Raw genomic sequence first — 13,365 nt, 5'->3', positions numbered from 1 at the left:
CGGTCTAATCCGAGCCAAGAAACGACGGCTTTGTCGGCGTTCCCGGCCGGAAAACACTTCTAAACATCGGCATGTCGGCGCTGTACGTTTCAGCCAAGGACCGTTGAAACCCGGCGCTCCCCGTGTCTCAGTAGCCGGACCGGGATATATACCCGGCCCGGAATTTTGAGATGCACTGGGTCACGGAACGATGACATAGTCCGGATTGGCGACAGCAAACACGGCATCGCGATCAGGCGCGGGCGGATAGATCCAAACGCGGTTGATCTCCTGCTTAACGGCCTTTGCTTCGTCGCGGGTAAGCTGCACTTGCCGGTCCCACCCCTCGGTAAACAAGGCGCCCCAGTCGCCGAGATCGACGCATGTGACATATTTGGGCTGGCTGTAAGGGTGTAGCGGCAGGCCGACGAGTTCTGCCGCCGCATTGTGCCCGGCGACGCGGCCCAGACTCAAGGCATGTTGACAGGACATCGCGGCGACGTTGCCGATGTCATCGGTCGCAGCGCGCACGGCGTCACCGGTGACGAATATTCCCTCTGCAGCCGGTGCGTGCAGAAAGGCGTCGCCAACGATGCGCCCGAATGCGTCACGCTCACCCGCAATCTGCTCGGTTAGCGGGCTGGCGCGCACGCCGGCCGCCCAGACCACGGTATTCGTTTCGATCTGCTCGCCCGAAGACAGGGTAACGCTGCCGGCATCGATAGCGTCCACGCGTACCGCGCTGCGCACCTCTACACCGGCATGGGTAAGTGCTTCTGCAAAATATGGCTGCGGCGCTACGCCCATCGATCCGCCGGGCTGATCAGCCGTGTCGATGAGGATCACGCGAAACTGCGCGTCCGCCCCCAGCGCTGCACGCAGCCGGATCGGCATTTCAGTTGCGGCCTCCAAACCGGTTAAACCACCGCCGGCAATGACGACCGTGTTGCGTGCGGATGTTTCGGGTTTGCTGGCCAGCGCTTTGAGATGCGCGTCCAGATCGCGGGCTGTCTCGAGTTGATCAGTATTGAAGGCATACTCCTTCAGTCCGGGAACCGCTGGATGAAAGAGCTGGCTACCCGTTGCCAGGATGAAGCGGTCATATGCGATCGTTTCATGGCCCCCGCTCACGCGCGCCACTTTGATGGTGCGCCGGTCAACGTCGATCGTTTCGACCAGGCCAGGAAGATGACGTGCACCGACGGCGGCCAGAAGTGCACCGACATCGGGGTCCATATTCTCCAGCACCGCCTCGTAAAGGCGGGGTCGGATTACGAGATTGGGCGTGGGGGAAACGACGATTACTTCCACGGCCTCTTCCTTGCTGGCCAGCGCGATGGCGCGAGTGGCAGAAAGCGCGGCCCACACACCGGCAAACCCGGTGCCGGCAATGACGATCTTCTGAGACATGACATTGTTCCTTTCGTGTCCATGTTTGTCGGGCTCAGTGGACTGCTTGGCCGGCATGGCATCGGTGGATGAAGGCCGAGCCTCCCCGTCGCCGCCCGACCATGGGAGCGGAGAGAGAACTGTAGAATTGGCCGAGCAGAAGTGCAGCGTAAGCAGGGCTGATCAGTGCGGTCCGTCTCGCGCAGGCTTACCGCTCCGAGCAGTCCGTTCGCTCATTCGCTTGTCCATCCAGTCGTCCACTTCCGCGAAAAAGCCGGACGGTGCTTTGCGGTTGAATTGCGCGCCTGCATTGCCGAGCGTCTGGGCAGCGAGGACATCGCGCATGGCCTTTTCTGCCTTGAGCATAACGCCGTGGATCGCGCAGGTGCCTGCCGTGGCCCAGCCCGGGGGACGCGCATCAAACACAGCACATCGACCGCGCACCTCCTGACAATCGAACAGAGGCTTTTGCCCCTCGATAGCATCGACGACGTCGAGGAAGCTGATCTCATCGGGTGCGCGCGCCAGAAGGTAACCTCCGCGAACGCCCTCGCTCGCCTTCACAATCCCTGCCTTTTCCAACTTGGGAAAAATTTTGGCCAGAAAACTGGGCGAGATACCCTGAAGCTCCGCGAGATCGCGGCTACTCGCCGGGCGGCCGCTGTTACCGACGAGCCAGAGAAGGCAATGGATTCCGTATTCGACACTGGTGGTTATGTGGGCCATGAACGCGGATATACATAGTCTGCGTTATTCGGTCAAGGAAACCCGGATATTGTTTGTCCCTGTTATTTCTGTGCCGGCATTCCCCCTTGCCTGACGATCCGCCTATACCGGTCTTTCGACAAGCGCATGAACGTATGGCGGCTTTCGGGAAGTCAAATCCTTAGGTCGAACGGCCGGTATGTCGGCGGCTGCCGACCCAGCATACGCCGTTCTGATGAGGTGTCGGGAACGACGGCTTACGCCAGCAGCAGCCGTTCGGATCACACCGAGCGGTTGCCTCAGGGCATACTAGCCCGCCCTGATGCAAAAAGAGCCTGACTTTCTCATAATGGCCGGACCAGAAATGGCGACAGGCTCAAACCGAGCTTTCAGCGCTGCTACATAAGCGGCGAGAACGTATCCTCATTGGGGCGCAGGCGGCAAATTCGCTTTGTCTCCTGCCACAATTCCGCATAACGGTCCGCTGCCTCCGTCTTGGCTATTGATAGAGCTTTCGTAGGATCCGGCGCTTTAAATTCTAGGATCCTTTCCACGCCCACGCCGTCATCCTCGAATTTCAAGCGATAGGTGAAAAGCCCAAGGTCCATCGGCGAGCACTCCTCTTCCTTGTGGAGCAATTGCATTTTTATCCACCGATTCGCCTAGATCCATCCGATGAATCGTTATTTACTTGCGTTTAGTTGTTTGGGAGGCGCTTGTTCGCAGTTGAGGGAGAAAACCTCCCAGGCGGAAGGACAGGAGATCTCTCACCTGCCGGTCCGGCAAGGAACGAGGTGTTATTTCTTGTCCAAAGACAAACGAAGGTCTGCCGCGCTAACGTGAACCGTCTGTTTAAGTTCCTTCTGACACGCCGCAGCGTTGTCTACATGGGCGCCGATCACAATTATTTTCGTCGAAAAATAAGGATAAATGATAAATGTTGCAGGTTACTTTTACATCGGCCGGAACGTTACATTACAAACGTTTTCCTGCCCCTCGATTGACTAATCTTGTGTTCGCCAGTTTATGAGAGCAGAAATTATCTAGCTAAACATGCTAAATGCGCCTGCGGCGTTTAAGCAGAGAAACGTCCACTCACCACCCCACAGCGCATGTTTATTCCCAGTAGTGGCATCAAACTTGATGTGGATCATTCACGGCGGGATAGGGTTTCGTTAAGTCAGTTTGCGAACACCGGAGCCATGTGTGATGCACATAATTATCCGAAGCGTGCTGCCATTGTTCGTCCTGCCGTTTGTTGCTCTACCAATTCACGCGCAGGCTAGTCCATCCTCAGCCAGCGATGCTATAAAGAGCGTCTATGAGAAGGCCAGAAATGCCGAAGATGCCGGTGATTTTGCCGAGGCCGCCAGACTCTATTCAGAAGCTTGCGATGCTGGCTATCAAAAGGCGTGCAACGCCCTTGGCGTAGTCCTCTTCGATGGCCGTGGAGTGCCGAAAGACCTCAAGCGTGCCGCCATCCTTTTTCGAGGCGCTTGCGATAAAGGATATGCCACCGCCTGTACGAATCTCGGCACCAGCTATTTGAACGGCGAAGGCATCGACAAGGACGTCGATCTCTCGGCCAAGCTCTTTGCCAAGGCCTGCGATATGGGCGAAGGCGGAGCCTGCAGCGCTCTCGCCTATCAATATGTAGAAGGCATCGGCTTCCCGAAGAACACCGCGCGAGCAAACCAATATTATTCGCTGGCTTGCGATCACGGAGAGACGGACAGTTGTGTCTATCTCGCGGGGGTCTATTCGGCACAGGAGGGGATTGTCGGAAATCCTTCACAGGCTGCCAACTACCTCAAACGGGCTTGCGACCAAGGTCACGCCCGGAGTTGTGGTGAACTTGGTACAGCCTACTACAATGGTGAAGGGGTAACCGTCAGCAAGCGCCGCGCCGCACAACTCCTAAGCAGTGCCTGTGACGCCGGAGAGTCGTACTATTGTGTGGGCATCGGAAGCCTCTATTTTCTGGGCGAAGGCGTATCCAAGAGCATTTCCCAGGCGGAGCAGTACTTCGACAAGGCATGCCGGAACGGGATCGCAGAAGGCTGCCTCGAACTTGGCACATTCTACTACAATGGGATTGGGCGAGCGGTCGATTTTGGCAAGGCCGCGCAGCTTTACGGGCTGGCGTGCGAAGGCGGGAGTGCCATCGGGTGTTCCTATGCCGGAGATACTCATTTCCGCTCCGACAGTCCCGTCCACGATATCGCCTTGGCAATCGCCTTTTACGATCGGGCCTGCGATGCAGACTATGCTGACGGCTGCCTGAGCCTAGCGCAAATTTATCAGGAGGGTCGAGAGGTCAAGCCCGACCCCAAGCGAGCCGTCGACTACTTCGTCAGAGGTGAGCGACTGAAGAGCAGCAATCAGGTTGGAACGATAATCGTCGGCCCGGAATATTCGGAAGAGGAAAGGCACGAGCAGGCCACACCGCCGCCACCGCAAAAGTGACCATCATGTCTTGAGCGGCCAGCAACGGTCGGCATGTTGATCATCGAATGCACCGCCCCTTTTTCCGGTGATCTATTACGATGCCGAGGACAGAACAGAGAGGAGCGGACCGATGGCTATTGTTATCTGCTACTCATCCGTAGTGCGGTCGGACCTCGCTGCGACCGAGAAAGTAGAAGTGTAACTTTCCATGACTCTTATGGCTGTGCAGCCCGAAAACAGGGCCACTGGCTGTTCGCGACCGTAAAGATCCCCCGTAGCACTGCCTTCTTAAGCTTCGTGCCTTGTGAAAATCGGGCGAGTACGCAACGGTTTGTCCAATGCGGCTCATCCGGCCGCAGATTCATGCTGCCGACGCGAGGGTGCCCACATGCGAAAGCCTCATTTTGAATTGGCACTTCCCGAGGGGGATTGGCTCGAACTCCGCGATCCCGATGATGAGCTGCGTCAGCGCATTGAGGAGCGCTTTGGCATTGAGGTCCCCAACTTGTCTGCGTTAGGCGAGATCGAATCCTCGAGCCGGCTGCGGATGAAGGGCAAGGCTCTAATTATGACTGCGCCGCTGCTCGCCGGTGGAGCAGATGAGCAGGCAAAGCTTATACCGACTGGCTTTCTGCTCTTGCCTCGAGCGCTGATCACTGTGCACTACACGGACTACCCCGTATTCGAGAACATTGCTGCAACGATTGACCGGCAAGAGGACCGAACCCCGGCGGCGGTCCTCGCTCGACTGCTTGAGGCAGTGGTCGATCACGCGTCTGATCAACTTGAGACAGTCTCAGAACAGGCGGCGTCGGTGTCGCATACGATCTTTTACACTGATCTGCAGCACCGTGGCCTCAAGATTGAAACGAAACAACTAGGGCGTTCGATCATCAAGCTGGGCCGTGCAAGCGAACGTGTTTCGCGGGTCCGCTACATGTTCTTAAGCATTGGCCGATTGGCCAAGTTCGTGATCGACCGTAGCGAGGATGGCCTCAATGAGAAGACTCGCGCCCGCTTGCAGGCCGTAGCACACGACATCGTGTCGCTCGACGAGTTCGAAATCAGCCTTTCGAGCCGAATCCAGTTCCTTCTCGATGCCGCTACCAGTCTTATCTCGATCCGCCAAAATGACGTAGTAAAGGTGCTCACTGTTGCTTCGGTTGTCGGCATCCCACCAGTACTGTTGGTCGGAATTTACGGAATGAATTTCCGCTTCATGCCCGAGTTGTCCTGGCCGTGGGGATATCCGTTCGCCGTTTCACTTTGCCTGATTTCGGGCCTCCTCCCTTACCTTTGGTTCAAGTGGCGCAAATGGATTTAAGGACGTCAACGGGCTCCAAGCGTCTCTTGTCCCCGCCAAGCGCAGTTGAAATTCTCGGATGGAGGACAGGTGTCATACGCTCGGACCACGAAGTCCTCGTGCGCGCAAATGCTGGTGGACTTTGTTCGCCGGAATTTGGATAAGCACCCAACCGGATAGGGGATCCCCCCTCGTTCCAAGGCTTTGTGCCAAAAGATAAAAACAGGAACGACAATGACTGGTCCAGCAGGCGCAGACAAAAAGCAAATCGCGCGCATTCAGGAAAACCTTCTGGCACGTTCGGAGCGCTTACTTCTCAACTGGTTATGTGCCCGACTGCCGACTTGGGTCGTGCCTGACATGCTCACCGCTGTGGGGATGCTGGGAGCACTTATGGTTTTTGCCGGATATGTTTTGAGCAATTTCGGCGATGAATGGCTGTGGTGTGCCATTCTTGGCTACATGATTCAGTGGTTCGGCGATTCTATGGACGGCAGCCTGGCAAGGTACCGCAAGATTGAACGGCCGAGATACGGATATTTCCTTGATCATAGCTGTGATGGTCTCGCAACCGCGCTGGTGGTTGTTGGCATCGGTCTCAGCAGTTATGTACTGCTTGAAGTCGCTCTGATCGCCCTTGCAGGGTATCTGCTTCTTTCCATTCATGCTTTCCTTCTGGTCAGAGTACTGGGTGAAATGAAGCTGTCCTATGCCTATGCGGGACCGACTGAACTGCGCTTGATACTGATAGTCCTGACCCTGGCGATGATTGCGGCCGGATCAGAGCCGGTGTTGCTCGGAAAATTCACATGGTTTGATTTGGTTGTCGGGTCGATCGGTGGGATGCTGATTCTGTTTTTCGTCATACAGACTGCACGAACGGCCTGTAGGCTCGCAATTGACGAGCCCGCCCCGCGTCAGTGATCTTGCTCCAAAATAGCAAGGAGAAGGAAAAGACGAGCCTATCTGTTTGGAACGGCCGCTACGCCCTGCGCGTACGCAATTAATGGCCGCTCCGCGCCCGGCCTGGCATGATCATTGCTGAGCTGGCCTTCTGCATCTCGCGAACGGCCGGCTTATCCAAAACTCGTCATTCTCGTTCGTGCTCGCGAACGACGGCTTCGTCACAGATCTGGTCGGTCGGTCCGCCCTGAGAGCTTGATGAACGAACGTAAGGTTTAGAGCAGCCGATTTGAACGACTGAACGGCGGCTCTGTCGGCGTCTGCAGTCGAGATGCTCAAACACATTCCAACGACAGGTTTCGGCATGAGCGGACGTTCATATTGTCTTCTGACAACGGCGGGGTCTGGGTCGGCTACCGCCTTAGCGCGCCCCTGTTCCGAGATTGACTGCTGCCGGCTGGCCCCTCACTCAGCGACCAATGTCCAATGCTGAGGTGCCGATCGTCGACTATGCGGCGCGCGCACTCGGTTCTATCCATATGCCGGGCTGGGATGATGAAAGCGTCGATGGTAGGGCACGGCGACGCATTTCGCGTGGCAGCTGAAACCCGGCAACGAGCCCGTTGAGCGATTGCGCTTCGTTGGCAAGCGTACGGGATGCTGCGGTTGTCTCCTCGACCATCGCGGCGTTCTGCTGGGTCGACCGATCAAGCCCCCGGAGCGTCTTGTTGATTTGCTCAAGTCGCGTGGCCTGTTCGCTGGCTTCGGTCGAGACCTCGCCGATGAAAGTATTCACACTCTCGATCTTGCTCAGCAATCCCATGAGTAGCTTGCCGGCATCATCGACCAGAATACCGCCATGCTCGACTTGCTGATTGCTGCTGGCGATGAGATCCTTTATTTCGCTGGCGGCATCTGCCGCGCGCTGGGCAAGGATGCGGACTTCGGTTGCCACGACGGCGAAACCTTTACCCGCTTCACCCGCTCGGGCAGCTTCGACGCCTGCGTTAAGGGCCAGAAGATTGGTCTGGAACGCAATGGCATCGATCATGCTCGTGATGTTGCCGATCTGCTCGGCCGAACTGCGGATCTGGGTCATCGCCTGAACAGCTTCAGTTACTACCTTGCTTCCCTCCCTTGCAGTGTCGAGGGTCTCTTGAACAGAAGAGAATGCGGATGAAGCGCGCTTAGCCGAATCCAGCATTCCTGTCGTCGCGATATCCATGGCAGAAGCCGTTTTCTCGAGTTCGGCGGCCTGGTGTTCGTTTCGGATGGCGAGGTCTTCCGACGCTGCGTTGATCTCCGATGAGCCACTCATCACGCTGGTGGCGCCCATCTGGACCCGGTTAATTGCATCGGCCAACGCTACGACAGCGGAGTTGAAGTTGCACCGCATCTCTTCATAGGCATCCGGGAAAGCGGCATCGATCGTTGCTGTCAGATCATTTGCCGCAAGACGTTTGAGGCTACCATTGAGCGTCTCCACGACTTTGCGCTGCTCGTCGACATTGCTCAATTCGATGATGTTGTCGCGGAACTTGGACATGGCCGTGGTCATGCGCCCGACGCAGTCGGTGCTGTCGGTATGCTGGATCGGGCTGCTCGTATCTCCATCGGCTAAACCTTCCATGCGCACCACCGTATCGACATAGGGTGTGCAGATCAGGTTCGAAGCTACGAAAAGAATTCCCACCATCAGGCTCGAAGCCAAGCAGGCCATTATGACGTTGGTCGACGCACTTTCTATGGCCAGCAGGGTCAGTACCGCATTGGCGCAGATGATGCTGCAAATGACAGCGAAAGCAGTTGTCAGTGCGAGAAATTTCTTTCGAATGGGGGCGTGTTTCTCGAACCAATTCAGCATGGATGCCTCCTAGAAGTGGGCTATGGGATCGCGTTATCGCAATGCCATCGCTAAATTGTTTCAAATCGGAGTTCGGGAATTGTCCTTAAGGATCGGTAGTTTGCGCCGGCTCGACTGAATCTGGCATTCCTTCTGGTTCGTTCAGCACTTCTCTGCCGCAGAGGACTTATTTTTGTCCAAGCAAGATGTCTAACAGTCACATCCGAACGGCAAAACCGCGATAGGCAGCCAACCACCCTGTCTCGGCGCCGTTCCACCACCTGGCCGACTTACCGCATACATTCTTGAGCAAAGCTCTTTCGTGACGCCTTACCAATGACGAATTCTGTTTCGCCGAGGTTCGAGCCAAAAAGAGACTTTCCCGCTCACGCCAATTTTGTGACATTGCCGGCCTAGGCGCACGGCGATCAGTAGGTCCGCTTTCGGGGGGACGAAAAGTCATCGCGAGCGTCCAGCAATGGTCGATTTCGGAAACCGACACTGAATCATTCGAATGTCCGCCATCCAGTTTTCGTGTCTTCGTAGCTGTCGTTCCGGAGAGTCCGGCGAGCCAGTCAATCCGATTCATACAAGGTGAAGTGAATGTACGACTGCTTTCGGAAACTCGTCTTGGGATCGGGAATGTCGGGTTTGTCGGCGTCGGCGGAATCCAACTGGCCGGTCAGAATTTGACAAGCTGCTGCTTAACCGATGCCAAAATTACATTTCGGTTGCTGCTAGCTATGCGGAATCACTGACCCCCATTATGTCGGCCAATGTCTGCTCGTTCAGAACGGCATGAAACGCTTGAATTGCGCGATCAAGATGCCGCGGTAGCGTGCATCGTCGCACGAGGCGGCATTCGCTGCACCTGACCATTTCGCAATGCGGTTCCATGGCTGCCACAACGTCCCCAATCCGGATTTGATCGGGAGAAAGCGCAAGACGGATGCCTCCGCCACGACCACGCGTGGCTTCGAGGAAGCCGGCATGGACGAGATCGTTGGCGATCTTCATCAAGTGTGAGCGCGGGATAGCCTGATCTTGTGCAATCTCAGCGATGGTTGCGCGCTGTTCCCCGAGGTCGGCAAGGCGGATCAACAGGCGCAGGGCCAGGTCGGTGTGTCGAGTGAGTTGCATCGCCATCGCTCTGTAGTTTCAAAAAGTTCAGGGCAATTTGATGCATATCAAATGCATCTTAACCAGCGCCTCTTAAGTGGAATTTGAAAGTCAGCTTTTGAGGTGAACCATGTATTGCGTGCAATGTGAACAATCGAACAAGGGCGGATGTGCCGTGAAGGTTGGCTCTTGCGGCAAGACCGCCCAGGTCGCGGATATGCAGGATGTGTTGCTGCGCTTGATGCAGGGCGTGTCCGTCTATGGCGATCGCGCTGCCAGGGCCGGCGCGCGCGATGCCGATGTGGATGCCTTCACGCCGCATGCCTGGTTCACCACGCTCACCAACGTCAACTTCGACGAGACCCGCTTCGCCGGACTGATCTCCCGCGCCCTCGAGATCCGCGACAAGGCGAAAGTCTGCGCCGAGAATGCAGGCGCGGATCTGTCCGACCTGCCCGAGCCGGCAACCTGGAACCCGGGAACCACTCCCGAGGAATGGATTGCTGCAGCTCCTTTCGCGGCAATCCAGCGCTTCATGGACCGCGATGGCCCGTCGATTGTCGGTCTGCGCAACCTGATCCTTTACGGGCTCAAGGGAACAGCGGCCTATTCGGAGCATGCCCGCGTGCTGGGCACTGAGGAAGCGGCCGTCAGTGCCGAGTTTCATCGTATTTCTGCGTTCCTCGCCACCGATCCCGTCGATGTCGATGCGCTTCTTGCCGAATCGCTGGCAGTAGGCGCGCTGAACCTAAAGGTCATGGAACTGCTTGATGCGGCCAACACCGGGCGCTTCGGCCACCCGGAAGTGACCATGGTTCGCATGACGCCGGTCGCCGGCAAGGCCATCCTCGTCTCGGGCCACGACATGGGTGATCTTGAGGCCATCCTGCAGCAGACTGCGGGGCTGGGCATCAACGTCTACACCCACGGCGAACTGCTGCCCGCGAACGCCTATCCCGGGCTCAAGAAGTATCCGCACCTCGTCGGCAACTATGGCGGCGCCTGGCAGGACCAGCAGAAGGACTTCGCGGCTTTCCCCGGCGCCATCGTGATGACCTCCAATTGCCTCATCAACCCGGAAATCCGCGGATATGCGGATCGCATCTTCACGGCGGGCCCTGTGGGCTGGAACGGATTGCCGCATATCGAGGACCATGACTTTTCGCCGGTCATCTCCTGCGCCCTGGCCCAGCCCGGCTTTGAAGAGGATGCGCCGGAAGAGCGTATTCCCGCAGGCTTCGCCCGCAACACCGTAATGGGCGTGGCCGATACCCTGCTGGGCATGATCAAGGAAGGCGACGTCAAGAACCTGTTCCTGATCGGTGGCTGCGACGGTGCCCGGCCTGGCCGCAACTATTTCCATGACCTCGCCGTCAACACCCCGCAGGACAGCCTGATCCTGACGCTTGGATGCGGCAAGTTCCGCTTCAACCGCGAAGACCTGGGCACGATCAAGGGCATCCCTCGCGTACTCGACATGGGCCAGTGCAACGATGCCTTCTCGGCAATCCAGGTTGCCGTAGCCGTCGCTGGTGCCCTGAACTGCGAAGTCAACGACCTGCCGCTGCACTACGGGATCAGCTGGTTCGAACAGAAGGCGACGGCCGTCCTGCTCACCATGCTCCACCTGGGCCTCAAGAGGATCCATCTCGGACCGACGCTGCCGCAATTCCTCACCCCCGAAGTGCTGGAAGTGCTGGTGGAGAAGTTCGAGATCCGGCCGACCGGCGATGCGAAGGAAGACCTCGCCCGGATGCTCGAGGCGGCCTGAGCCCGATCCTTTCTCTAGTGTGTCATGATCTTGCGCATAGTTTCATGAGCTTCACTACGAGAACCCTCCGCACGGGGCCTCTTCCCGTGCGGAGGGCATTTTTGTGAAAGGCCCGGCAGACCCGCTTGAAACATGCATACACATTGCATCTTTATGCTGAAGCACTAAACTGGCCGGAAACAGGAGCTTGGAGTCGCCAGCATGGAAACCGGAACGATCAACGAAGAGGGCCTGAGGACGCTCGTCGAGGCATTCTACGCGCGCGTCCGGGCCGATGAAGAACTCGGGCCGCTATTCAACGATGCAATAGGCGACTGGCCGGAGCATCTGGAAAAGCTTTCCGCTTTCTGGTCCTCGGTGATGCTGACGACGGGCCGCTATAAGGGCCAACCTGTGCCGGCGCACATGAAGCACCGTGAGCGGATTACCCCTGAACTTTTCGACCGCTGGCTGGGCCTGTGGCGCGAAACGACCGATGCAATGATGACGCCGTCAGCGGCGCAGGCCCTGCAGGAAAAGGCGCAGCGCATTGCGCAGAGCCTGCAACTGGCTCTGTTCTTCCGTCTCGACGACAACGGCCGCACCAGTGGGGTCGGGCAGCGAGCGGGAAAGGCTCTCGCCTCGTGAACCGCAACGAACCTTCTGCCGACGGCCCTCAGCCCTATCGGTCGACACCGGTATTCGATGAAGCCTCGCTGCCTGCCGCGCTCCGCAAGAGGCATGACACCAAGGCCGGCGTCTGGGGGGTGATCCGGGTGCTTGAAGGCAAGCTGATGCTGACAATCCTCGAGCCTGCTTCGACAAGCGTTCTGGAGCCAGGAAAGCCGGGCATCGTTGTTCCCGAGCAGCCGCATTTCGTCACGCCGCTGGGCCCAATGAAAATGCAGGTCGATTTCTACAGCGAACCGCCAAGCGTCTGAACCAGCGCCGCCCGCGCAATCATCTCCCAAGGACTGCTGTGATCGAATGTCTGAAGCTACGGTCGGCCAGCCTCATGCCGCAGGCTGCAGTCGGACACCTCGGCTGGCTGCGTGGTGCCATCGGGGCCGCCCTGGGCATTCTGACCGCCGGAATTGTCACGATTGTATGCCTCCGATCGACGAGCCCCGCGCTGCCGTGGCTGGTAGCACCAATGGGAGCTTCAGCAGTTCTCGTCTTCGCAGTGCCGGCAAGTCCGCTGGCTCAGCCCTGGCCTCTCATTGGCGGCAACCTGTTGTCGTCAGCGATCGGGCTTTATATGGGCGCGTCAGTCGGACCGGCCCCTCTCGGGGCAGCCGTTGCAGTGGGGACAGCGATAGCGGTTATGTCGCTGACCCGCTCGTTGCATCCTCCGGGCGGTGCATGCGCGCTTCTGTGCGCACTGGGGGCCGCAGGGCCTGAGGGCTGGGGTTGGCCCTATATGCTGCCTGTTGCCGTGAATGTCCTGGCATTGGCCGGTATGGGTTGGAGCTATAACAATCTAACCGGCCATCCTTGGCCACACCGTCTGCGTGTTCCTGCACCTTCTCCCGATAGTGGCGCGATTGTATACCGACGTGAGGATCTTGAAGCGGTTCTGGCGGACTGGAACGAAGTTGTCGATGTCGATATCGATGATCTCGATGCCATCTTCCAAGCAGTGCATCGTCGTGTGGCACGGCGGGAAAGGGTGACCTAGGGCTTGATCAGCCAGACCTCCTCGTTGGTGCGCTGCAAGTGACAAAGCAGCCTGCCGCGCTGTTGGAGTTCCGCACGTCGGCCAGAAAACTCGCTTGCCGTCTGACGCGTCGGCTGCATTGAACCCAAACGCCTTTTCAATGTCCGAATTGGCCGAATGGACGAATGACCGGTTTCGGGATGTAGTCTTGGAAGACTGAACGTCCGGTTTGTCGGCGGCAGGTGCCACCCTTCTCCGGTACTAAAATC

General features: G+C 57.8%; 12 protein-coding genes. 7 read left to right on the top strand and 5 right to left on the bottom strand.

Annotation, left to right across the window (positions count from 1 at the left end):
• Positions 1–180 precede the first annotated feature (180 nt).
• The 3 genes from LK12_RS23225 to LK12_RS23215 all read right to left on the bottom strand — a co-directional run bounded on the left by LK12_RS23225 (position 181) and on the right by LK12_RS23215 (position 2,681).
• Positions 181–1,389, bottom strand: coding sequence for an NAD(P)/FAD-dependent oxidoreductase (locus tag LK12_RS23225; RefSeq protein ID WP_039290586.1), 1,209 nt, complete (start codon positions 1,387–1,389; stop codon positions 181–183).
• 162 nt (positions 1,390–1,551) lie between these two features.
• Positions 1,552–2,094 carry an RrF2 family transcriptional regulator gene (locus LK12_RS23220; RefSeq protein WP_039290584.1) on the bottom strand — a complete coding sequence of 181 codons (543 nt, stop codon included), beginning with the start codon at positions 2,092–2,094 and terminating at the stop codon, positions 1,552–1,554.
• A gap of 377 nt (positions 2,095–2,471) precedes the next feature.
• Positions 2,472–2,681 carry a hypothetical protein gene (locus tag LK12_RS23215; protein WP_039290594.1) on the bottom strand — a complete coding sequence of 70 codons (210 nt, stop codon included), beginning with the start codon at positions 2,679–2,681 and terminating at the stop codon, positions 2,472–2,474.
• Positions 2,682–3,282: 601 nt separating this feature from the next.
• On the opposite strand from LK12_RS23215, the gene LK12_RS24415 reads away from it, so the two are divergent.
• The 3 genes from LK12_RS24415 (at position 3,283) to LK12_RS23195 (ending at position 6,748) form a co-directional block, all read left to right on the top strand.
• Positions 3,283–4,539 (top strand): tetratricopeptide repeat protein, encoded by a 1,257-nt coding sequence (locus LK12_RS24415; protein ID WP_082010733.1) that lies wholly within the window; start codon positions 3,283–3,285, stop codon positions 4,537–4,539.
• A 391-nt stretch (positions 4,540–4,930) separates the two neighbouring features.
• Positions 4,931–5,845: a CorA family divalent cation transporter gene (locus LK12_RS23200; RefSeq protein WP_231568472.1), complete on the top strand. Its 915-nt coding sequence runs from the start codon at positions 4,931–4,933 to the stop codon at positions 5,843–5,845.
• Between the two features lie 213 nt (positions 5,846–6,058).
• Positions 6,059–6,748: a CDP-alcohol phosphatidyltransferase family protein gene (locus LK12_RS23195; RefSeq protein WP_039290574.1), complete on the top strand. Its 690-nt coding sequence runs from the start codon at positions 6,059–6,061 to the stop codon at positions 6,746–6,748.
• 487 nt (positions 6,749–7,235) lie between these two features.
• On the opposite strand, the gene LK12_RS23190 is transcribed toward LK12_RS23195, so the two are convergent.
• Together LK12_RS23190 and LK12_RS23185 are read right to left on the bottom strand one after the other, a co-directional pair.
• Positions 7,236–8,591 carry a methyl-accepting chemotaxis protein gene (locus LK12_RS23190; protein ID WP_052223761.1) on the bottom strand — a complete coding sequence of 452 codons (1,356 nt, stop codon included), beginning with the start codon at positions 8,589–8,591 and terminating at the stop codon, positions 7,236–7,238.
• A gap of 720 nt (positions 8,592–9,311) precedes the next feature.
• Complete coding sequence (locus LK12_RS23185; RefSeq protein WP_231568471.1) at positions 9,312–9,716, bottom strand: RrF2 family transcriptional regulator; 405 nt, start codon at positions 9,714–9,716, stop codon at positions 9,312–9,314.
• Positions 9,717–9,819: 103 nt separating this feature from the next.
• Here LK12_RS23185 and hcp point away from each other — a divergent pair, with 103 nt between their 5' ends.
• The 4 genes from hcp to LK12_RS24410 all read left to right on the top strand — a co-directional run bounded on the left by hcp (position 9,820) and on the right by LK12_RS24410 (position 13,117).
• Positions 9,820–11,460 carry a hydroxylamine reductase gene (gene hcp, locus LK12_RS23180; RefSeq protein WP_039290572.1) on the top strand — a complete coding sequence of 547 codons (1,641 nt, stop codon included), beginning with the start codon at positions 9,820–9,822 and terminating at the stop codon, positions 11,458–11,460.
• 201 nt (positions 11,461–11,661) lie between these two features.
• Entirely contained in the window at positions 11,662–12,087 is a 426-nt protein-coding gene (locus tag LK12_RS23175; protein ID WP_039290570.1) for a group III truncated hemoglobin, read from the top strand.
• Positions 12,084–12,380 (top strand): DUF1971 domain-containing protein, encoded by a 297-nt coding sequence (locus LK12_RS23170; protein WP_039290567.1) that lies wholly within the window; start codon positions 12,084–12,086, stop codon positions 12,378–12,380. Before LK12_RS23175 ends, LK12_RS23170 begins: the two co-directional genes overlap by 4 nt.
• A 74-nt stretch (positions 12,381–12,454) precedes the next feature.
• Positions 12,455–13,117 carry an HPP family protein gene (locus LK12_RS24410; protein WP_082010734.1) on the top strand — a complete coding sequence of 221 codons (663 nt, stop codon included), beginning with the start codon at positions 12,455–12,457 and terminating at the stop codon, positions 13,115–13,117.
• Positions 13,118–13,365: the final 248 nt, after the last annotated feature.

The organism is Novosphingobium malaysiense (assembly GCF_000802225.1).
GTDB lineage: Bacteria > Pseudomonadota > Alphaproteobacteria > Sphingomonadales > Sphingomonadaceae > Novosphingobium > Novosphingobium malaysiense.
The sequence above is the reverse complement of the archived record's forward strand: the minus strand, read 5'-3'. Positions and strand labels throughout refer to the sequence as shown.